Genomic DNA, 21675 nt, shown 5'->3' on the forward strand with positions numbered 1-21675 from the left:
GAAAAAATGGCTAACGCGGGATGTCCTGCAGAGAACGGTAGACCGGCAAGCCCAATTGCTCGCCCATGGCGACCAGGGCATCGGCACGGGCGCAGGCCCCGCCGACGCGCAGCAGCGCGTCGCAACGCTGCAACTGATGTCGCGCACGCGCCTGGAACTCATCGAGAGCGCTCGAACCGCCCGCCGCCAACCCCAGCCACTGGCCGAACACGGGGCTGTGCCCGGCCTCGAACAACTGCGCGGCCCAGTCATCCAGGCTGGCGACCTGCTGCGCCAGCGCCGTCGCATCGTCGGTTGCCGAGTACCGGGGCGCGGCCACCAGGATCGTCAGCCGACGCGGCGGCATCAGGCGCAGTTCCAGGTATTGCAGGAGCATGATGGTCTTGCCGTCGACGATCTCGCCGCTGCGCACCATGTCCAGCGCCTGCTGGTAACCCAGCTCCAGCACCTCGATGTCCTCGCCCTCTTCCTCCAGGCCGCCACCGTCGCCGATGCGGTCGTCGGGAGAGTATTCGCCAATGAAAAAGTGGATGCGCTCGGTGACCGAGCCGGGGCTCATGAAGGCTTCATAGACCTTCTCCACCGCGCCGACGCGGTAGCCGGTTTCCTCTTCGGCTTCCAGGCGGATGCGTTCTTCCGGGCTGGCATTGTCCAGCAGGCCGGCGGCGGTCTCGATCAGGTAGCCGCTGTGCTCGTTGACGTAGGTCGGCATGCGGAACTGGCGGATCAGCAGCACCGTGCGCCGCTCGCGGTTGTACAGCAGGATGGTGGCGCCATTGCCGCGGTCGTAGACCTCGCGGGTCTGCGCCTGCCAGCTGCCGTCGCGGCGCTGCAGGTCGAAGCTGTATTTCTTCAACAGGTACCAGTTGTCGGAGAGCATCTCCTCGGCGGTGATGCGCACGGGTGCGGCTTGCATGGTCTTCCCCCCTTGGCAATGGGCCGACATTCAACACGAGTGATGCGCCAGATGTCGATCCCAACCCAGGTCGAACGTTGACAGGCACCGGCCTGAACCAGCGCACAGCCCGGGCAGAAACGACAACGCCCCTCATGGGAGGGGCGTTGGCGATGACGCGTTAAGTTCGCTTACACCTGGATCAGGTTGGCGATCTTCACGTCCGGATCGACATCGGCTTCATAGTCGACGCCGTCGATCTCGAAGCCGAACAGGCGCAGGAATTCCTGCTTGTAGCCGGTGAAGTCGGTCAGCTGGTAGAGGTTTTCGCTGGTGACTTCATCCCACAGCTGCTTCACGCGGTCCTGGACGGCAGGTTCCAGTTCCTTGTAGTCGGCACGCAGGCGGCCTTCCTGGTCGATGATCGGGTTCGGGTTGTACAGGCTGTCCTTGTACAGACCGTAGACCTGTTCGATGCAACCTTCGTGACTGCCCTGCTCTTTCATGACTTTGAACAGCAGCGACAGGTACAGCGGCATGATCGGGATCGCCGAGCTGGCCTGGGTCACCACGGCCTTGAGCACCGATACCCGCGCGTCGCCGCCCAGGTCCGACAGTTCCTTGCGGATGCCGATGACTTTCTGGTCCAGGTCCTTCTTGGCTTCGCCGATGGAACCGTTCCAGTAGATGTCGTGGGTCAGCTTCTCGCCCAGGTAGGTGAAGGCGGTGGTTTTAGCGCCTTCGGCCAGCACGCCGGCTTCGTGCAGCGCGTCGATCCACATCTGCCAGTCTTCGCCGCCCATCACGGCCACGGTGCCGTCGATTTCTTCCTGGGTGGCTGGCTGCAGGGTGGTTTCCTTAACGATTTCCTTGTCGGTGTCGACACCGCGCAGGGTCACCGATTTGCCCAGCGGCTTGAGGGTCGAGCTCAGGACTTCGCCGGTTTTCGGGTGGGTACGGCGCGGAGCGGCCAGGCTGTAGACCACCAGGTCGATCTTGCCCAGGTCGCGCTTGATGGTTTCGATGGTCTGGCGCTTGACTTCGTCGGAGAAGGCGTCGCCGTTGATGCTCTTGGCGTACAGGCCTTTTTCTTCGGCGAACTTGTGGAAGGCCGCGGTGTTGTACCAGCCGGCGGTGCCGAGCTTGCCGTCAACGCTGCCGCGCTCGAAGAACACACCCAGGGTGTTGGCGCCGCAACCGAAGGCGGCGGTGATACGTGCGGCCAGGCCGTAGCCGGTGGAAGCACCGAGCACCAGTACGTTCTTTGGCCCAGCGTCGATGGTGCCTTGTTCGGTGACGTAGTCGATCTGTTGCTTGACGTTGGCTTCGCAACCGACCGGGTGGGTCGTCACACAGATAAAGCCGCGAACGCGGGGTTTGATGACCATACACAATCTCCCAATTTCAATATGCCAAGAGCCAATACGGGCTGCAGCAGCGTCACTTGTTCAAGTCGTAGACGCTCGGAACGTCCTCGCGTCACGCCTTGGGTTTTCAATGAGTGCAGATTTGCCCGCCAGCATAAGTTCATTCCGGGGTTTGGGCCAGAAAACGCTGAGATTGCTCCATGGCCTGTACGGCCAGGGAAAAGCGGCGGTCATTTGTTCAAGCGGTGGGCATCGTAGGCATCCAGGGCCTGATAGGCGGTATAGGTCGCCTGCGCCGCGACCAGACCGGCCAGGCCGAAGGTGGGCACCAGGCCGAACTGGCCAAAGCCCTGGGGAATCGGAATGGCCTTGGCGATGGCATCCGCCAGCACCTCCCCCGCCACCGTGGTCGGCGCCATGCCGTGACCGCCAAACCCCACGGCATGCCACACGCCGTTGTCATCCTGGCCGATCTGCGCCATCTGCTGGCGGCCGTAGCTCATCAGCCCACCCCAGGAATACTCGATCTCGACGTCGGCCAGTTGCGGGTAGACCGTGATCAGGTCGGCTTTGAGCAAGCCTGCGATCGCCTGCGGGCCACGATTGAGGATGGAAATACGCCCACCCCAGAGAATCCGGCTGTCCGCCAGTGGGCGGTAATAGTCGAAGGCAAAGCGGGTGTCGTAAATGGCCGACTCGCAGTTGATCGCCTCCCGCAAACGCTCGCCCAGGGGCTCGGTCGCCACCACATAGGTGGCAATCGGCAGCGTCGCCCGCTCCACCGGCCGGTACAGCCCACGGGCGTAACCACCCGCGGCGAACACCACCTGTTCGGCCAGGACTTCGCCGCCCGCGGTCTTGACCAGGTACTTGCCGCCCTGCTGCTCGATCGCCAGGGCCGCCGAGTGCTCATGGATATCGATGCCATGCCCCGCCACAGCCGCCGCCACGCCATAGACATACTTGAGCGGGTGGAAGTGAAAGGCATTGCTCTCGAACAAGGCGCCGAAATAGCGCTCGGTCTTGAGCTTTTCGCGCAACTCGCCCGGCGCCACATACTGCCAGTCGACGCCGTAGACCTCCTTCATCAGCTGCCGAGGCTTTTCCAGGCGCGCCGGGTCGTTGAACCAGTTGGCCAGCAGCACGCCCCTGTCGGTCAGGTCGCACTGGATACCGTATTGCCGGACGCGCTGGCGAATCAGGTCGACCGCGTCGATGGTCAGCCGGTAGAGCCGCCGCGCTTCCTCCCGGCCCAGGGTTTTGAGCAGCTCGGCATTGCCCAGGCAGTAGCCGCCGAATACAAAACCGCCGTTGCGCCCCGAGGCGCCGTACCCCACGGTGTGGGACTCCAGCACCACCACGTCGGTCACCCCGCGTTCGGCCAAACCCAGCGCCGTGGAAAGCCCGGCCAGCCCGCCGCCCAGAATGCACACCCGGGTCTCCACCCGGCCGCCGAGCGCCGGATAAGCGGTCTTTTCAACCGTGGCTTCGTAATAACTTTCGAGAAAATCCTGACTCATCACTTGGCTCCGACCTGGGTCATTCGCACAGGAAGACCCGCATTCTCATTCATAGCCGATTCCGCTGGCAGGTAACGTTCGGACTTGCTGCGAATCATTGAAAAGCTCATGTCATCGAACCGGACGAACCTGGAGCCACTGATGACTTTGTGCGCCAGCCAGATCGCCAGGAACAGCACCAGGCCAATATAGGTGGCGGTCAGCCCGGCCCAATCGATCGAGTCGCCGAGCAGGGCTTGATAGTTCTGCCCCAGGGTGACGAACAGGCACAGGACAAAGGCGAAAATCGGCCCGAACGGAAAGAACCGCGACACATAAGGCAGATTGCCCAGGTCGTTGCCCTGGCGCACATAACCGCAACGAAACCGATAGTGGCTGACCGCAATGCCCAGCCAGGCGATAAAACCGAGCATGCCCGAGGTGTTGAGCAGCCAGTTATAGATCTGCCCCGGGCTGAAGATGAAGGTCAGGAAGCACAAGGCCGCCACCGTGGCCGTGGCCAGCAACGCCCACCGCGGGGTGCCGGATGCGCTCAAACGGGCGAAGATCGCCGGCGCCTTGCCCTCCAGGGCCAGGCTGTAGAGCATCCGCGAGGAAGCGTACATGCCGGAGTTCCCGGCGGACAGCACCGAGGTCAGGATCACCGCGTTCATCACCGCGGCCGCGCCGAGCATGTCGGCCCGTTCGAAGATCAGGGTGAAGGGGCTGACACGGATATCGGACACCCCATTCCTCAACAGGCTCGGGTCGTTGTAAGGAATCAACAGGCCGATGATCAGGATGGTCAGCACGTAGAACAGCAGGATCCGCCAGAAGATCTGCCGCACCGCGCGCGGCACGTTTTTCCCGGGGTCCCGGGTCTCGCCGGCGGCGATGCCGACGAACTCGGTGCCCTGGAACGAAAACCCCACGATCATCGCCACCCCGACCAGGGCCCCCAGGCCGCCGACAATCGGCGCATCGCCAATCAACCAGAGCCTGGGGCCGGCATTTTCGCCGCCGCTGAGAATGCCGAACAACATCAGAATGCCCACCGTGATAAACAGCAGGATAGTGATGACTTTAATCAGGGCGAACCAATATTCGGACTCACCGAACAAACGCACCGAGGCCATATTAAGTGCGGTGATGATCAATAGAAAACCCGCACTCCAGATATACCCCGGCACATTCGGAAACCAATAAGCCATGATGATCTGCGCGGCCACCAGATCGACCGCAATGGTCACCGCCCAGGCATACCAGTAGTTCCAGCCCAGGGCGAAGCCGAAACTTTCATCGACATACTTGGAGGCATAAGTCGAGAACGAACCAGTGACCGGCATGCAGGACGCCAGTTCGCCGAGGCTGGTCATCAGGAAGAACACCATGGCGCCAATGACCACAAAGGCCAGCAGCGCGCCGCCCGGCCCGGACTGGGCAATGGTCGAGCCCGAGGCGACGAACAGCCCGGTACCGATGCTGCCGCCAATGGCGATCATGCTCAGGTGCCGGGGCGTCAGGGTTCTTTTCAGTCCGCCGGCGGTTTTCTCGCTGTGAAAATCGCCGGTCAGGTCGCACGCACCCGGCACTTTTGTGGAGTCTGTCATGGATCACCTTTTTATTATATTTAAGCCACCGATGATTCAACTCACGCGGTATGGCAGTGTCCCTGGAGTGTTTTTCCTCCCCACTAAAGCCCACAAAAATACCGCTGACAAATGATTTTCCCGAATCACATCAGTCCCATACGGAATACGCCAACAGTTACAAAACCTAATAATCAGAAACACTAAACACCCACAACTAAACATCTAACAAACCGTCAGGTTTAATTGGTTTTCGACGGCATAAAACAGAAAATCCCTACACACTAACAACTTGACTTAAAGAACAGAGTGTTTGAATTACCACGCCCATGCCTGGCACCGGGCAATGCCCGCAGCGGCCTTGGAAAGAAGGAAAAGAGAGAGTCGTGCACAGGCCCGTCGCGGTCTACTTCGCGTCCGCCTGGAGCGCGGCGCTGGCCCCCCATCGACCGGCCGGCTAACTCTGCCACCCCACAAACCACTGCCCGAACGCCCGGGCCGGCAATGGCGAGGAAAACAGCTGGCCCTGCCCCACGTCATAGCCCCGCGCTTGAAGAATGTCGCGCTGCGCGGGGTGTTCGATGCCCTCGGCGACCACCCGCAGGGACAGGCCCTTGCCGATGCCGATGACCGCCTCGCTCAAGGCGCGGCAGGAGGCGTCGTGCTCCAGCTCCTCGACGAAGCTCTGGTCCAGCTTCAGCTCGTTGATCGGCAAGCGCCGCAGATAGCCCAGGCTGGAATAGCCCGCGCCAAAGTGATCGATGGCCAGGCGCACGCCCAAGGTATGCAGGTCCTGGAGGGTCTGCTCGGTGGTCGGGTTGCTGCACAGGAACACCCCCTCCGTGACCTCCACGCACAGGTCCGCCGGCTGCAGGCCGCAGCGCTGCAACTGGCGGGCAATCAGGGCCGCCAGGTTGAGGTTGTGGAAGTTGATCGGCGACAGGTTGACCGAGATGGACGGCACCCTGATGCCCGATCGACGCCAGCGCGCCAGTTGCTCGCAGGCTTCGCACAGCACCCACTGGCTGAGGTAGTTGATCAACCCACACTCCTCGGCCAGCGCGATGAATCGCGCGGGCGGGATAGTGCCCAGGCTTGGATGCTCCCAGCGCGCCAGCGCCTCGACCCCGACCAGGCCGTTGCTGTGCAAGTCGATCTGCGGTTGATAGACCAGATGCAGGCCGTCGCTGGTCAGGGCCTGGCGCAGCGCCGTCTCCAGCTGCAGGCGCTGCTGGGCGAGCTGGTCCATCTCCTCGAGAAAGAACCTGAAACCGCCGCGCTCGGTACGCTTGGCCTGGTACATGGCGATATCGGCGCAATGCAGCAGGCTTTCCATATCCTGGCCGTCGCTGGGGTACAGGCTGACGCCGACACTGGCCGAAGGCACCACGGCGGTCCCGGCAATATCGGCCGGGGCGCCCAGGGTCGGCATCAGGCGTTCGAGAAAGGTCGTGACCCGGGTGGCGTTCATCCGGGGCAGCACCAGCACGAACTCGTCGCTCGACAGCCGGCCGACGATGTCCGACTCGCGCAGCACGCTGCGCAGCCGTTGCGCCATGAGCTGCAGCAGCTCGTCGCCCGAAGCATGCCCCAGGGCCTCGTTGACCTGTTTGAAGCGGTCCAGGTCGACATACAACACCGCCAGTTCGCCCTGCTCCAGGGCCACCTCGGCAATGCTGCGGTTGGCCTCGGCCAGCAGGGAACTGCGATTGGGCAAGCCGGTCAGGGCATCGGACAAGGCCATGTGGCGGATCGACTGGCGCGCCTCCTCGCGCTCCAGGGCCAGCATGCACAGGTGGGTCCCGGTCATGATCAGGTGGGCATGGGTGGTATCGGGCTTGCGGCTCTCGCGGAAGTACAGGGCAAAGGTCGCGCACACCCTGCCGGCGCTGTTGCGCAGCGGGATCGACCAACAGGCCCGCACCCCGGCCTGCCGCGCCAGCAAACGGTAATCGGCCCACAGCGGATCGGTCTCGATATCGGTGACCAGCACCGGCTCGCCACGAAAGGCCGCGGTGCCGCAGGAGCCGGCGGCGGGCCCGATCGGCAGCCCCTCCATGACTTGGGAGTAGTCGGCCGGCAGGCCGGGACTGGCCAGGGGGTGCAGCAGCCCCTGTGGGTCCACGCCGAGGATCGAGACGATGACCTCCGGCGCCAGGCGCTCGATTTCCTGACACAGCAGGGTCAACACGCGCTCCACGGGCTGCTCTTGCAACAAGGCGCCGATGACCTTGTCCTGCAGCACTTCGGGCAGCCTGGAACGGGTGATGTCGGTGAACACGATGACGATGTTGCCGATCCGCCCGCCGGCGTCGAACACCGGCGCCGAGCAGACCTGCACCCACAGCCGCTGGCCGTTGCGCTTGCTGACCAGGCCGCAGGCTTCATGGGGCTGGCCACTGAGGATGCTCTCCAGTTGCAGCTCGTCGGCCCGGGCCTGGCCCGGGGTATCGGTGACGAAGAACATCTGCGGCGAGCGCTCCAGCAATTCCTCGCGGGAATACCCCAGCAAGCGCACCAGCCCGTCGTTGATGTAGATCAGCCGGCCGTCGGCGTCGACGATGCAGGTGGCCGAGCTACTGGCATTGACCGACATCGACAGCAAGCGCTGCTCGATATCCTTGAGCCGCGTCTGGGTCACGTCCTTGAAAAAGGCGGCATAGAGAATGCGCCCTTGCAGGGTGATCTTCGAGATCGCCATCGCGCCCCAGCGCTCTTCGCCATCCTTGCGCGTGATGCACACATCGCGGCTGGTGCCGATGATCTTGTTGACCCCGGTCTCGCCGTCGTTCCGCGAGCGGATGGGGATCGGCACCAGCATGCTGACGTCGCTGCCCAGCACCTCGCACCGTGGACAGCCCCAGAAACGTTCGGCCGCCGCGTTGAAGAACACCACCTGGTTGCGCTCGTCGATGATCACCACGGCATCGTTGGCCTGTTCCAGGGTCTGCACGAAAAAGTCCGCCGCCTCTTCTCCGGTCGTTGACCCGACGCTCATATCCATGGCCGCCACTGCATGCATGCCCTCACTGTCATCGTCCCTGATCACTGTGAAGCGCCATTAACCGCCCTCGAACTGGAGGGGCCCGTCCTCGAAGCAACACCCGATACGGCTCAGCAAGGCTGAGAAAAGCGTTTTTACCCGGGCGAGCAGGACATCAGGCCATAAGCGTGGACATGGATCTTTTAGGCCATCGACCTGAAATTAGAGAATAGCCGCGAAGTGGCCGGCCCATGGAAAACCGTGCGATCCGCGCCAAACCTCGGCAACGCCAGGTAGCCCGGGCGTCTGTCCATCGGCAACAGCCCCGTCCGTCGCCCCGGGTGGCAACTTCATCTCTGGCCGGTTCGCCACTTGCGTTGCCCGATACGCTTGGCTTCTCATGGCGCCCCTGAGCAGCACGCGAACCTGCGTGTTTCTTTTCAGGTTCTTCAACCCAGGGCAACAGGAGTGGCGGTGAATAAATTCTCGGACATGAGCACCTTCGTCGCGGTCGTCGAGGCGGCCAGTTTTTCCGAAGCCGGGCGACGCCTGGGGACCACCAAGTCGCTGGTCAGCCAACGCATGCAGCAGCTGGAAAAGCGCCTGGGCGTGGTATTGCTGACCCGTGGCCGGCCGCTGAAGCTGACCGAGGCCGGCCAGCTGTTCTACGCCGATTGCACACGCATCCTGCTGGACCTGGCGCGCGCCGAAGAGTCGGTGCAGGACCACCAGGCCAGCCTCGGCGGCACCCTGCGCCTGGCGGCGCCGATGGCCTTCACCCCACGCTACCTGGCGCCGCTGCTGGCGCGCTTCGCCCTGCAATACCCGCAACTGTGCGTCGACATGGAAGCCCATGACCGGGTGGCCAACCTGCAGGATGGCCATTTCGACGTCGCCATCCGCCTGGGCAACCTCCACGACTCTTGCCTGGTGGCGCGGCCGCTGACCGAGAACCGCCACCTGATCTGCGCCAGCCCCGACTACCTGGCGCGCCAGGGCACTCCCGAGCACCCCGGCGACCTGCAGCGGCACGACGGGCTGGTCTACTACAACCGCGAACCCAACGGCATGTGGAGCCTGCCCATGGACGGCGCGCAGCACTCGTTCCGCGTCCGGGTGCGCATGCGTACCGACTCCGGGCACCAGTTGCTCGAAGGCGCGCTGGCCGGCCTGGGACTGGCGATCCTGCCAACCTTCCTGGCGGCCGACGCCCTGCTCGACGGCAGGCTGGTGTCGGTGCTGGACGACTATGCGCCGTCCGGCGGGCAGATCTCGGCGGTGTACCTCAAGACCCTGAAAACCCCGCCCAAGGTCCAGGCGCTGATTCAATTTCTCGGCGAGGAAATCGGTCGCCCGGCGCCCTGGGACGCGGCGTTGATCGCTCGCGGGCTGCTGCCGGGCGGCGCCACCGCCTGAGCGCGCAGGGCCCGCCGCCTGGTCAAGCAATACTGAACGGGCGGTTCACTTTACAGTGGCTGTCGCTCAACCCGAGCGCACCTTAGCCTCAGCTTCCATCTGACAGGCATTCGCCTGCTATGGGAGATGAGCAATGAGTCACCACCAACCAGAAAACCCTTCGCGCCGCAAACTGCTGGCCCAGACAGTCGCCGGCTCGGCGACCCTGGCCATCGGCTCCATGCTGGGCGCCGGCCCCGCTTTCGCGGCAGCCCCGCAAGGCGCCAACGGCAAGCGCGACGGCAGTGCCGGCAACCCGGTGGACGTGCTGATCATCGGCGGCGGTTCGGCCGGCGCGGTCATGGCCCGGCGCCTGAGCGAACGCCGCGAGCGCAACGTGCTGCTGCTCGAAGCCGGCCACGTCTACGGCACCCGCGACTACCCGAAAGTCATCGCCAGCAGCGACAGCGTCGGCGGCGATGCCGGCAGCGACTGGGGCTACCAGACCTTGCCCGGCTATATCGGCCACCCGATCCATGCGATTCGCGGCAAGGTGCTGGGCGGCAGCTCGGCGGTCAACGGCGCGGTGGCGATCCGCGCGCGCAAGCAGGACCTGGTCAACTGGAACCTGCCGGGCTGGTCCTATGAAGAATTGCTGCCGTCGTTCAAGAAGCTGGAAAAACGCAACACCGGCAGCAACCAGCTGCACGGTCACGACGGCCCCCTGCCGGTGCACCAGTTGACCCGCAATGACATCAGCCCCATGCAGCGGGCCTTCGTCGACGCCACCGTCGCCAACGGTTTCCGCGTGATCGACGACTTCGACGGCGCCGACGCCAAAGGTGTCGGTCCCTACCCGATGAACATCGTCGACGGCGTGCGGGTCAACACCGGCATCGCCTACCTCGACAATGCCGTGCGGGCCCGCGGCAACCTGCAGATCCGCGGCGACGTGCTGGTGGACAAGGTGCTGTTCGACGGCCGCCGCGCCACCGGCGTGCGCCTGGCCAGCGGCGAAGTCATCCATGCGAACGAAGTCATACTCTCGGCCGGCACCTACGGCAGTGCGGCGATCCTGCTGCGCTCCGGCATTGGCCCGCGCGAGCACCTGGCGTCGCTGTCGATCCCCCTGGTCGCCGCCCTGCCCGTCGGCCAGCGGCTCAAGGATCACCCCTTCTACTACAACGCCTACGCCGCCCGCCCCGAGCTGATCGGCAAGCAGTCCCCAGTGATCGGCGCCAAGCTCTGGACCCACAGCTCCACGGCGAAAAATGGCGACCTCGACCTGCACATCACCGCCACCCACCTGTTCCCCCACGACCAGAGCCCGACCAAGGTCGGTTTTGTCCTCGCCGTGGCCCTGACCCGCCCACTGTCGGTGGGCAGCCTGAAGCTGGCCAGCCGCGACCCGGCGCAGGCGCCGCTGATCGACCTCAACTTCCTGGCCCGGGCCGAGGACCGCGCCCGGCTGCTGGAAGGGGTGCGGCTGGCGCGCAAGATCGGCCAGACCGCGCCGCTCAAGGACCTGATCCACTCGGAACTGAACCCGGGCGCCCAGGCCAGCAGCGACCAGCAGATCGAGCAGTCGATGCTGGCCACCCTCGACACCTACCACCACCCCACCTCCACCGCCCCCATGGGCCCTGCCGGCGACCCCGGCGCGGTGGTCGACCTGGAAGGCTGGGTCCACGGCGTGCAGGGCCTGCGGGTGGTCGATGCGTCGATCTTCCCGGACGCCATTTCGGTCGCCACCAATATCACCACCATCGCCACCGCCGAATACATCGCGCGTCGCTACAGCTAATGTGGAGAACACTGCCATGACCATGCAAAACACCCTTGCCCAACACTGGATCGACGGCGCCTGGGTCGATTCGACCGAACACCGCGAATCCATCGACCCGGCCACCTCCAAGGTCATCGGCCACTACGCCGATGGCGGCGGCGCCGAGGCCGATGCGGCCATCGCCGCGGCCGTGCGCGCCTTCAACAGTGGCTGGAGCGACGACAGCGCGTTGCGCGCCCGGGTCCTCGACGAGCTGGCCGCCGCCTTCGAGCGCCACAGCGAGGCGCTGATCGAGCAACTGGCGCTGGAGAACGGCAAGATCAAGCCCGAAGCCCGCTTCGAAGTCAGCATGGTGCCCTCCAAGCTGCGCTACTACGCGGCGCTGACCCGCACCGAACGCGGCCACAGCGGCACCCCGCGCCCCGACGTGCTGTCCATCGTGCTGCGCGAGCCGATGGGCGTGGCCGGCATCATCGTGCCGTGGAACTCGCCGGTGGTGCTGATGGTGCGCTCGCTGGCACCGGCCCTGGCCGCCGGCGCCACGGTGGTGATCAAGATGCCGGCGCAGACCGCGCAGACCAATGCCCTGCTGGCCAGGGTCATGTCCGAGGCGCCTTCCCTGCCGCGCGGGGTGATCAACCTGTTCACCGAGTCCGGCGGCGAAGGCTCGCGCCGGCTGATCGCCTCACCCCAGGTGCCGGTCATCAGCTTCACCGGTTCCTCCGCCACCGGCCGCGCGATTTCCGCGGTGGGCGCGCAGTCGCTCAAGCGCTTCGGCCTGGAGCTGGGCGGCAAGACCCCGCACCTGGTGTTCGACGACGCCGACCTCGACGCCGCCCTGCCGCTCCTGGAAAAAGCCCTGACCGTGTTCGCCGGGCAGTTCTGCATGACCGGCTCACGGCTGCTGGTGCAGCGCGGCATCGCCGAGCAACTGCGCGAGCGCCTGGCGGCACGCCTGCAAGCGGTGCGGGTCGGCCCGGCGTCCGACCCGCGCAGCGACATGGGCCCCTTGATCGACAAGGCCAACGTGCAGCGGGTCGATCAGGCCGTCGAGGCCGCCATCGCTGCGGGCGCCAAGGTCATCGTCCGCGGCGGCCCCATCACCGAAGGCGAGCTGGCCAACGGCGCCTTCTACCGTCCGACCCTGCTGCAAGTCAGCGACTCGAAGCTGGATATCGTGCAGAAGGAAACCTTCGGCCCGGTGCTGACCCTGCAAGTCTTCGATACGGAAGCCGAAGCCGTGGCCCTGGCCAACGACAGCGAATACGGCCTGGCGGCCGCCATCTGGACCCGCGACACCAAGCGCTCGCTGCGCGTGGCGCGCAAGGTGCAGGCCGGCACCGTGTGGATCAACGACTGGGCCAAGGTCTACGACGAATTCGAGGAAGGCGGTTATCGCCAGTCCGGCCTGGGCCGCCTGAACGGCGTCGCGGCCATCGACGATTTCATCGAATACAAACACATCAGCCTGTCGACCGCCGAGGCCTAGGCCCGGCTGAGTCGAAGCGCTACGTACCTGTTTATCCTTAAAGAGGCTACATCAGCATGAAAGGCAAAATCGTACTCGAGGAACACATCAGCACCGAGCTGAACAACAGCCTGTGGGATGCTTCCGGCGAAGCCACGCGCAATGGCCGGACCTATATGGCGGATGTGGAAAAACGCCTGCTGGACAGCGACCAGCGCATCGCCGATATGGACCGCAATGGCATCGACCTCGCCATCCTGTCCCTCACCTCCCCCGGCGCCCAGTCGCTGCTCGATCCGCGCCAGGCCATCGCCTTCGCGCAACGCACCAACGAGCAGATCACCGAGCAGTTCGTCGCCCGCCACCCGCAACGCTTCAAGGCCTTCGCCACGGTGGCCCTGCAATCGCCCAGGGCCGCGGCGGACGAACTGGAACGTGCGGTAAAGGATTACGGCATGGTGGGGGCACTGATCAACGGCTACACCAACATCGGCAACGCCGATACCGCGCAGTACCTGGACGAACCGCCGGTATGGGAATTCTGGGAGCGGGTCGCGGCGCTCAACGTGCCGGTCTACCTGCACCCGCGCGAACCGCTGCCAAGCCAACGGCGGATCTACGAGGGTTATCCATCCCTGGTCGGCTCAACCTGGGGCTTCGCCCATGAAACCGCCACCCACGCGATCCGCCTGATGCTCAGTGGCCTGTTCGACCGTTACCCCAACCTGACCCTCATCCTCGGCCATCTCGCCGAAGGCCTGCCGCTGATGCTGCCGCGCCTGGAACACCGCCTGCACATGCAACGCGAAGGCGAAGGCCTGGGCAACGCGAAAAAACCGGTCAGCCACTACTTCAGCCACAACTTCTACCTGACCACCGCCGGCCACTTCCACACCAAAGGCCTGCTGGATTCCATCAGCGAAATTGGTGTCGATCGTGTGCTGTTTTCGGCGGACTACCCGTATGAAAGCATGGCCACGGCGAGCAACTGGTTTGATCAGGCGCTGATCAGTGAGAACGATAGGGAGAAGATTGGGCGGGGGAATGCGCGGAGGTTGTTTGGTTTGTAGAAATCAAGAGCCGGGTATCCGGGTGGCTTGCTGGCTGCCCGGGTATCCGCGCTCTGCTTCAACCACCCCACCAACCTTGAGTCGACAAGCACCATACATCCGCGTCCTAGACGCCAAGAAGCGACACAGCAAGAACTTCAATTCCCCCCCTGAAACACTTCATTGAGCAGGCAATAAAATGGCCAATCTCGCCGCAATCGAAAAAGCACAAAAAACCAAAGCCCCGATCGACGTCGTCAGCGCCTTCCTGGCCAACACCGCCAAAGACAGCGTCGCACACGCCGCCACCCAACTGGTCAGCGAAGACGCCACCTATGTCTCACTGAACTTCGACAACCCCGAACTGCAACAGATCGAGCCTTGGGCAGGCACCCGCAAAGGCAGGCAGATCTACGTCGACACCTTCTCCAACGTCGGCACCTACTGGGACATCAACGACTTCTCGGTAACCGATATCTTCGGCGACGGTGAAAAGGTCGCGGTCTTCGGTAGCTTCACCTACACCTCGGTTGGAGTGGGTAATCGCTTTACCTCGCCGTTCTCGATTCTTGCCAAAGTGATCGATGGGAAAATCGTTTATTTCCAGTTTATGGAAGATACCTATGCGTCGGCGAAGTCGTTTCGGGTGAGTGGGGAATGGGTGATTCAGTCGACAAAGGGTGGGCAGACGTTCGAGGTGGGTGCGGATTAAAGCTGATTTTGAATCGTTACTAGTTTGGTAGAGGTTTGAGTGTGTGCTTTTGGCCGAAAGGAACCGTTCATGGCAGGCGGCTTTCGGCCCAGGCCGTGTAAAAACGCAGCGGGCGATGGATAGCTGGATATTGGATTGTTTTAGCGGCGCCCAGAGGCCCTACAGGCTCCTGGTGTGTCGATCCGATGTATTCAGCCAATTCGGGCAAGTGTGGATCTGCGATGCTTGGCGATGAGTTCAACGATCTGCCAATGGGGTTTCAGACCCTCATCGCAGCCATCAGCGCACCATTACCCAGCAGATTCAGCACCCGTTTGAAGTTGTAGGCGAGCACATGCAGGCTCATTTCCGTGCTCACCCGGTCGAGCGTTCGGGTGAGGAAATGAGTAGCGCCCATCCAGGCCTTCAACGTGCCGAATGGATGCTCCACCGTCTGACGGCGGATGCGCATCATCTCCGGTGCCTGATCCAGACGAGTCTGCATCGCATCGAGCACCGACTCATGCTCCCAGCGACTCACCCGGCGCTGTGCGCTCGGTGTGCACTGATCTTTCAACGCACACCTTTGGCAGTTCGAGCTCCAGTAACGGTGCAGCTTTAGTCCTTTCTCGACGTGTGAGAAGCGCCAGATCAGGCTTTGCCCTGCCGGGCAACGGTACTCGTTCCTTGCTGCGTCATAGACGAAGTCACCTTTGCCAAAGCGGCCAGCCGCTGTCGCCCCCGAAGTCAGCGTCTTGGGCACGAAAGCCGTGATGCCAGCTTCGTGGCAGGCGAGGATTTCCTCGCTCTTGAAATAGCCTCGGTCAGCGACCACCGAGAGCGCTTCCACGCCCATCGCTTCCCGCGACTGCATGGCCATGCTACTCAGTTGGTCACGGTCGACGCCGTCGTTGGTGACTTCGTGCGTCACGATCAGGTGATGCTTCGTATCGACCGCAGCTTGGACGTTGTAACCAACCATCCCGGTGCCGCGCGTCATCATCGAGCGTGCATCTGGATCGGTCAGGGAGATCTGCTTGTCCGGGGCGCTCTGAAGCTGGATCTCGATGGCCTGGAGTTCCTGCATCTTCACTTTTAACGCCGCGATCTTGCTGTGCAGTCGCTCGACCTTGGCTTGTGCCACGGCAGGCTCCTGCCGATCGGCAGTGTCCAGGGCGGTGAGGTAGCGGTTGATGCTGGATTCGATTTCCTCCATCCGCCGTTGCAACTTGGCACTGGTGAAGTTGCGATCACGATTGTTGACCGCCTTGAACTTGCTGCCGTCGATAGCCACCAGCGCTTCGGCGAACAGACCGAGCTGCTGGCACAGCACGACAAACTGCCGACAAACGCCGCGGATCGCCTTACCGTTGTCCTTGCGGAAGTTGGCAATGGTCTTGAAGTCCGGCATCAGGCGCCCGGTCAACCACATCAGCTCGACGTTGCGCTGGGTCTCTCGCTCAAGGCGGCGACTGGACTGGATGCGATTGAGGTAGCCGTAGATGTAGATCTTCAGCAGGACGGCAGGATGGTAAGCAGGCCTACCAGTTTCTGCGGGGACAACGCCCTCGAAACCGAGTTGACCAAGATCGAGTTCATCGACGAAGACATCGACCACACGCACCGGGTTGGTGTCCGCCACGTAGTCATCCAGGCTCTCGGGAAGCAACACACTTTGGCCTCGATGCTCTCCCTGGATAAAACGCTTCATCGGCATTCCCCACTGATTTGAATCCATCAAATCACAGCAAGGTCGATGCCAGCGTTTTTACACAGCCTGGGCCGAAAGCGGACTCATAGCTTTTAAAAAGCGAAGCATTTTGTGCGTTTCTGTCTCTAACATCCTATGCGAGGGTTACTAATTGGGCGTGGCATTCGGGATAGGTTGTGACGCTCACGAGTTTTGACAGCAGGCCATCATGGCTAAACCCAAAAAATGCTGATTATCTTGGTCGGGTCGGTCGCAGGCGGCGTCGCGGGTGAGGCGGTCGCGGATTCCCTCGATGAGGAACTAGAGGAGTTTTCGCATTGGGACATTTTCTGACCGAGCCACAACTGACAGAAGTCAGAACCGCACTGTCTGAGCCATTCAACTATTTTCCGACCGATTACGACTACATCGCGCGACAGGTCAAAGGCGTCGATCCTGACGTACTCTACGAAATCTTTTATTCAGAAGTGGCGCCCGTGTGCTTCTCCAACCTTGCAGCAGTCTTGCCCTCTGTCTGGACAGGCTTTGACCCCGACTGGCTCAGAGCCAGGATCGAGGAAAGGCTGGCGGCGCGGAAGCGTAATTGGTTACGCAGGCAGTTTGATAAGGTGCTGGCTCTATGGCTGAAGTACAACTACGACTACATGTGGAAGGAAATTGCTTGCAGGCTTTGAGGTTCGGTTATGAACGGACATTAGGGCATCAAGTCAATGTAATTACGCCCCACCGCCGTCGCCTCCAACGCTCCGACACAACCCCTCAAACATCCCCACCAATACGCGGTTGCGCCGCTCAAGCGCGGCCCCTATAGTTCGCGCTCGCGGCAAAATCCGCGAACGACCTTGGCCGGTCGAATTACAACGACGCATCAGCGTCCAAACACATTGCAGACGCTTTTTTTGTGCCTGCGATTCTGTGTTATGGCGGCTGTGTGCGGGACACCTTCGGGTGTGCCGGTGTCGTTGTAAACCGGTCGGCCAACCCTCACACAGCTGCCACCCTCAATTTGCTTGGCCGCAAATGGTGGAAGCTCTACAACGAGTAACGACCATGGACGATCAATCGATTTCCCGCTTCACCCCCATCGACACCCACGACGCCGACGCTCCCGTTTTCTACCTCGATACCGACGCGCCCTTGAGCGATCTGGCGGCTTGCGCAGCCCATCGTTTCACCGTGGTGCGCGACCTGATGGACAGCCTGTCCACGCTTAACCTGAAAGATATTTCCGACTGCGATCTGACGCGGGTGACACGAGGGGTGCATTTGCTGACCCGGGAAGGGTGTGCGGTGTTGGAGGTGATTCAGTGGCGCACGGGGCAGGAGCCCTGAGCGCTATTGAGCTGTGGCGAGGAAACCTGGTCGGGGCACGCAGCGGCCCCGACATCTGAGTCTCTGATCAAACCTGAAATGCTGTTTGTAGCCGCTGCCGAAGAATGAGGCTGCGATCGGGCTGGGTGGCACTCCGACGAAGCGCACGCCAAACCTGGCAACGCGGTGTAACAGGTAAATCCGGGAGGCAGGATTTGCGTCTGCTGCGCAGCCGATCGCAGCCTCATTCTTCGGCAGCGGCTACAGGGAGCGTCGATCCCATAGTGACGTGCCCTCTGAACGATATGCTCAGATACATAACTCCAGACACATAATTCAACCTGCGCTACTATGCGCCTGGAGTTATAAAGCACCTCTCACCCCAATAAGGAGATGGAGGTGCAAAGCAGACAGTTGATCAAGGAGCTTGAAGCCGCAGGCTGGGTGCTGGAGCGCGTCACCGGCAACCATCATCTGTTCAAGCATCCCTACCGGCCCGAGACCGTTCCGGTGCCGCACCCGAAGAAGGATCTGCCACGGGGGACGGTCAGGGCCATCAAGAAACTGGCCGGGCTGATATAGCCCCTTCGGCCTTCGCACCTTATGAGGAGATCCCCGTGCAATATCCCATCTGCATAGAGTGGGGCGACGAGCACACGGCTACCGGCATCCAGATTCCCGACATTCCTGGCGCGGTAACCGCCGGCGACACCTTCGAGGCCGCGTATAGCGCCGCCATCGAGATCGCCCACGTCATGCTCGAAGAACTGGCCCGTGAGGGACAAGCCATTCCCCTGCCCTCGCCCACCGGCACACACCGCGCCAACCCCGACTTCGAAGGGATGGGCTGGGGCATGCTGGATATCGATATCACGCCTTACCTGGGCAAAACCGAGAAGGTCAATGTGACCCTGCCGGGCTACGTGATTCAACGCATCGACCGCTTTGTGCGCGAGCACAACATCAAGAGCCGGTCGTCTTTTCTCGCGGATGCGGCGATGGAAAAGCTGGGGCGTTAAAGACCTTGAAGCCCAAATTCAGGCCGGCGGGCAGGCCACCGTTTGCTTTGGCTTTGGCTTTGGCTTTTGATCTGAAAGCCCCGTTAACCACGATGGCCGAACGCAGGCATTGAGCCGTGGGTAACCCGGCAGGGATGCCGGGTTAGCCGCCCCAGGCCATGGATGGCCTGTGGCGGCGGCCCACGGCTCAATGCCTTCGTTCGGGCATGCCGAGCCTTAGCGAGGCACCAAGTGGTGGGGCAAAGCGTTTTGGTTACTTTGGACTGGGCCGGCTTCCGGATTTTCCAAAGTGACCCGCTGTAAGAGCGGAACCATAAGTAGCCGTTACCGCAGGAACGGATATGCACCCCGTCCAACATCACCAGCGAAACCACTACCGCTATCGCGAGCAAGCTTCGCTCCTACAAAAGCCCATGCAGCAACAGATATGTACCCAAGAAGATCACGGACGACAGCGCCCTACTGCACCGGCAAAAAATTCATCAGCAGCAGACTTTGCGCGTAGTTCAGTCCAATACGCCGGTAACGTTCGTCGAGCATCTGGGTCAGCAGGTCGAGGCGCGCCACAATCTTCCCAAACTCCACCGCAAAACTCAGATTGCTGCCCTCCTCCGAAATCTCATTGGAGAACAGCAACAGCTCCCCATTGGCCCCCTGCCGCTGGCTGAGCATCCAAGTGGCTTTTTCAATATTGCGCGCCGCATTGCTGACAAACTGCGGATCGATAGTGTCGGTCATAAAAAACTCGGTGCGCCCGCCATGGGCGGTCACCAGCATGCTGCCAATGGCATAGATAAAGGCACCAACCCGGTCGCCACGAAACTCCGGGCTCAGGGCATAACTCAACGCGGCCAGGTCGCGACGGTTGCCCAGGGCCGGCAAGGCCTTCTGCTGCTCGATGGCCTGGCGGATATCCCGCGCGGCACTGGTAGCGTCGGTATACCCCCACTCGCGCCACTGGTTGGGGTTGCGCAGGTAGAGCTTGTTCATCAGCAGGTACAGGCTTTGCAGGTTATCGCGCATGCTCAGGGTGGCCATGCGGTCGACGCTGGTCTGGAAGAACTCCTGGGGTTTGCCATTGCTGAACTGGTGGACCATGTCGCGCCCCTGCTGCTGGCTGCAACCCGTGGCGCAGAGCATCAAGACAGCGGCCAGCCACAGTGGCTGGCGCGGCATACGCAGGCAAAACACGCGCAAGGAATAACGAGAAAGCGGATAAACCATCGGCACCATTCTGGACTCTGGCCGCGCGGGGAGTCGGCGCGGCCTGGCCCTGAATAGAACCGCAAAAACGCAAAAAGTGCGGTGGCCGGGCCAACCGTGTATCGCCGGCCAACCCCGCCGACGCCCTGGCCGGCAGCGTGCAGGCTCGCCCCAAAACACCATCAAGGCGCCGACGCCAGCCCGCCAATGGCCACGCGCGCCACCCCGCCCATGGCGGCTCGCCGATACGGCTTCGACGACTGATGCAAAACCGGCGGCGGCCTTGCATACTGCGCGCCCCGCACACTGCCCAAGGAAGAAACGTGTTGGCGCCCGCCCCCTCTTTGTCGAACCTGCTTATCCGTCGCCTGTTCACCCTGTGCTCATGGATCAACGCGCTCCTGAGCGGCATCGCCGTGGCCGCCCCGCTGGCGGTGATGGTGATCACCGACCTGCAACTGATCGTCCCGCGGGACGTCAGCGGCACGCTGTTCGGCGGCGCCATGGGCTTCCAACTGTTCCTCGGCCTGTGGCTCGTCTGCCTCCTCGGCCTGACCCTGGCCCTGCTCACCCGCATGCCCGGCGCCCGCCTGGCCTGGATCGTCGCCGGCCTGGTGCCGCTGCTGCTGGGCGCCTGGTGGCGGATCAATTACCCGGACGATGCCGACGGCAACCTGATCTTCAGCCCGCAATCCTGGGAGCTGGACTACGCGATGGCGATCGGCTGCGGCCTGGTCCTCAGCGGGCTACACTGGTATCGGCGCGGGCGCCTCAAACCCCGGCCAGCCGCCACCAGCGCGGATGTACTGTTGCCCCGAATCGTGGGCGCGCTGATCCTGGCCGGCGTGTTCATCCTCCCGGCGCTGAATTTCATCAAGCAGCCCTTGCCCACCTGTGCGTTCAACAAGGCCGGGCAACAAATGAGCGTGTGCCTGAGCGATGACCCGAACGAGCGGGTGATTGTCGACTGAGGGACGGCGCTAGCCCCTCCGGCAAATTGCATTGCATCGCCTGCCGTCGCAGGATGTCGCCCTGACCCACAACCGCTCAAAAGGACGTGCTGATGACAATTCGTGCTGTGGTTTTCGATTTTGGTGGCGTGCTGTTCGACTGGAACCCGCACCATCTGTACCGCCAACTGATCCCCGACGATGCCCGCCGCCAATGGTTCCTCGAGACCATTTGCACCCAGGCCTGGAACACCCAGCAGGACGCCGGGCGGCCACTGGCCGAAGCGACCCGCAGCCTGCTGGCCGAACACCCGGAGCATGCGCCGCTGATCGAGGCCTATTACGGGCGCTGGCCGGAAATGCTCCGCGGCCAGCTGGATGACGGCGTGGCCTTGCTGGAAGAACTGCACCAGGCGCAGATGCCGCTGTTCGGGCTGACCAACTGGTCCCAGGAGACCTTCCCCTACGCCTGGGACAACTATCCGTTCCTCCAGCGTTTTCGCGACATCGTGGTGTCCGGGCAAGAGCGGCAGATCAAGCCTGACGCCGAGATCTACCAGACCACGCTGCAGCGCATTCGCGCGCACCTGCCAGACGTGGCGCCGCAGGAGTTGGCGTTCATCGACGACCACGCGCCGAATATCGTCGCCGCCAAGGCCCTGGGCTGGAATGCGATTGAGCACCGGTCGGCGGCAGAGACGCGACGGCAGTTGCAGGTCTTGGGGTTGGCGGTTTGAACTGACGCAGGCGCGCCAGCCT

General features: G+C 62.8%; 18 protein-coding genes. 11 read left to right on the forward strand and 7 right to left on the reverse strand.

The window, feature by feature from the left end:
• Positions 1-10: 10 nt before the first annotated feature.
• The 5 genes from nudK to PMI20_RS19795 all read right to left on the reverse strand — a co-directional run bounded on the left by nudK (position 11) and on the right by PMI20_RS19795 (position 8399).
• Positions 11-916 (reverse strand): GDP-mannose pyrophosphatase NudK, encoded by a 906-nt coding sequence (gene nudK, locus PMI20_RS19775; RefSeq protein ID WP_007921002.1) that lies wholly within the window; start codon positions 914-916, stop codon positions 11-13.
• Between the two features lie 170 nt (positions 917-1086).
• Positions 1087-2283 carry an enoyl-ACP reductase FabV gene (fabV, locus tag PMI20_RS19780; RefSeq protein ID WP_007921004.1) on the reverse strand — a complete coding sequence of 399 codons (1197 nt, stop codon included), beginning with the start codon at positions 2281-2283 and terminating at the stop codon, positions 1087-1089.
• 209 nt (positions 2284-2492) lie between these two features.
• On the reverse strand, positions 2493-3782 hold the full coding sequence (locus tag PMI20_RS19785; RefSeq protein ID WP_007921005.1) for an NAD(P)/FAD-dependent oxidoreductase: 1290 nt from the start codon (positions 3780-3782) through the stop codon (positions 2493-2495).
• Positions 3782-5371 carry an amino acid permease gene (locus tag PMI20_RS19790; RefSeq protein WP_007921006.1) on the reverse strand — a complete coding sequence of 530 codons (1590 nt, stop codon included), beginning with the start codon at positions 5369-5371 and terminating at the stop codon, positions 3782-3784. The genes PMI20_RS19785 and PMI20_RS19790 overlap by 1 nt, the downstream gene beginning before the upstream one ends.
• 436 nt (positions 5372-5807) lie before the next feature.
• Positions 5808-8399: an EAL domain-containing protein gene (locus tag PMI20_RS19795; protein WP_502945110.1), complete on the reverse strand. Its 2592-nt coding sequence runs from the start codon at positions 8397-8399 to the stop codon at positions 5808-5810.
• Between the two features lie 408 nt (positions 8400-8807).
• Here PMI20_RS19795 and PMI20_RS19800 point away from each other — a divergent pair, with 408 nt between their 5' ends.
• From PMI20_RS19800 to PMI20_RS19820, 5 genes are all read left to right on the forward strand, one after another.
• Complete coding sequence (locus tag PMI20_RS19800) at positions 8808-9749, forward strand: LysR family transcriptional regulator (RefSeq protein WP_007921008.1); 942 nt, start codon at positions 8808-8810, stop codon at positions 9747-9749.
• Between the two features lie 133 nt (positions 9750-9882).
• Positions 9883-11532, forward strand: a complete 1650-nt coding sequence (locus PMI20_RS19805; protein WP_007921009.1) for a GMC family oxidoreductase — start codon at positions 9883-9885, stop codon at positions 11530-11532.
• 22 nt (positions 11533-11554) lie between these two features.
• Positions 11555-13003 carry an aldehyde dehydrogenase family protein gene (locus PMI20_RS19810; RefSeq protein WP_177323772.1) on the forward strand — a complete coding sequence of 483 codons (1449 nt, stop codon included), beginning with the start codon at positions 11555-11557 and terminating at the stop codon, positions 13001-13003.
• Between the two features lie 56 nt (positions 13004-13059).
• Entirely contained in the window at positions 13060-14052 is a 993-nt protein-coding gene (locus tag PMI20_RS19815; RefSeq protein ID WP_007921011.1) for an amidohydrolase family protein, read from the forward strand.
• A 178-nt stretch (positions 14053-14230) separates the two neighbouring features.
• On the forward strand, positions 14231-14743 hold the full coding sequence (locus PMI20_RS19820) for a nuclear transport factor 2 family protein (RefSeq protein WP_007921012.1): 513 nt from the start codon (positions 14231-14233) through the stop codon (positions 14741-14743).
• Between the two features lie 259 nt (positions 14744-15002).
• On the opposite strand, the gene PMI20_RS19825 is transcribed toward PMI20_RS19820, so the two are convergent.
• The gene (locus tag PMI20_RS19825; protein WP_007930624.1) at positions 15003-16433 is read right to left on the reverse strand and encodes an IS1182 family transposase; all 1431 of its coding nucleotides are present in this window, start codon (positions 16431-16433) and stop codon (positions 15003-15005) included.
• 317 nt (positions 16434-16750) lie between these two features.
• Between PMI20_RS19825 and PMI20_RS19830 the strand changes: the two genes are divergently transcribed.
• The 4 genes from PMI20_RS19830 to PMI20_RS19845 all read left to right on the forward strand — a co-directional run bounded on the left by PMI20_RS19830 (position 16751) and on the right by PMI20_RS19845 (position 18763).
• Positions 16751-17107 (forward strand): DUF7079 family protein, encoded by a 357-nt coding sequence (locus tag PMI20_RS19830; protein WP_007923744.1) that lies wholly within the window; start codon positions 16751-16753, stop codon positions 17105-17107.
• 376 nt (positions 17108-17483) lie between these two features.
• Entirely contained in the window at positions 17484-17765 is a 282-nt protein-coding gene (locus PMI20_RS19835; RefSeq protein WP_007923745.1) for a hypothetical protein, read from the forward strand.
• A 378-nt stretch (positions 17766-18143) separates the two neighbouring features.
• A complete protein-coding gene (locus tag PMI20_RS19840; RefSeq protein ID WP_007923746.1) occupies positions 18144-18326 on the forward strand; it encodes a type II toxin-antitoxin system HicA family toxin in 183 nt (60 codons plus the stop codon).
• Positions 18327-18361: 35 nt separating this feature from the next.
• On the forward strand, positions 18362-18763 hold the full coding sequence (locus PMI20_RS19845) for a type II toxin-antitoxin system HicB family antitoxin (RefSeq protein ID WP_007923747.1): 402 nt from the start codon (positions 18362-18364) through the stop codon (positions 18761-18763).
• A gap of 459 nt (positions 18764-19222) precedes the next feature.
• Here PMI20_RS19845 and PMI20_RS19850 read toward each other — a convergent pair whose 3' ends face one another.
• Positions 19223-19987: a hypothetical protein gene (locus PMI20_RS19850; RefSeq protein WP_052034509.1), complete on the reverse strand. Its 765-nt coding sequence runs from the start codon at positions 19985-19987 to the stop codon at positions 19223-19225.
• Between the two features lie 302 nt (positions 19988-20289).
• On the opposite strand from PMI20_RS19850, the gene PMI20_RS19855 reads away from it, so the two are divergent.
• Complete coding sequence (locus PMI20_RS19855) at positions 20290-20937, forward strand: hypothetical protein (protein ID WP_007923552.1); 648 nt, start codon at positions 20290-20292, stop codon at positions 20935-20937.
• A gap of 92 nt (positions 20938-21029) precedes the next feature.
• Positions 21030-21653 (forward strand): HAD family hydrolase, encoded by a 624-nt coding sequence (locus PMI20_RS19860; protein ID WP_007923553.1) that lies wholly within the window; start codon positions 21030-21032, stop codon positions 21651-21653.
• Positions 21654-21675 lie beyond the last annotated feature (22 nt).

The organism is Pseudomonas sp. GM17, from assembly GCF_000282175.2.
Lineage (GTDB): Bacteria > Pseudomonadota > Gammaproteobacteria > Pseudomonadales > Pseudomonadaceae > Aquipseudomonas > Aquipseudomonas chlororaphis.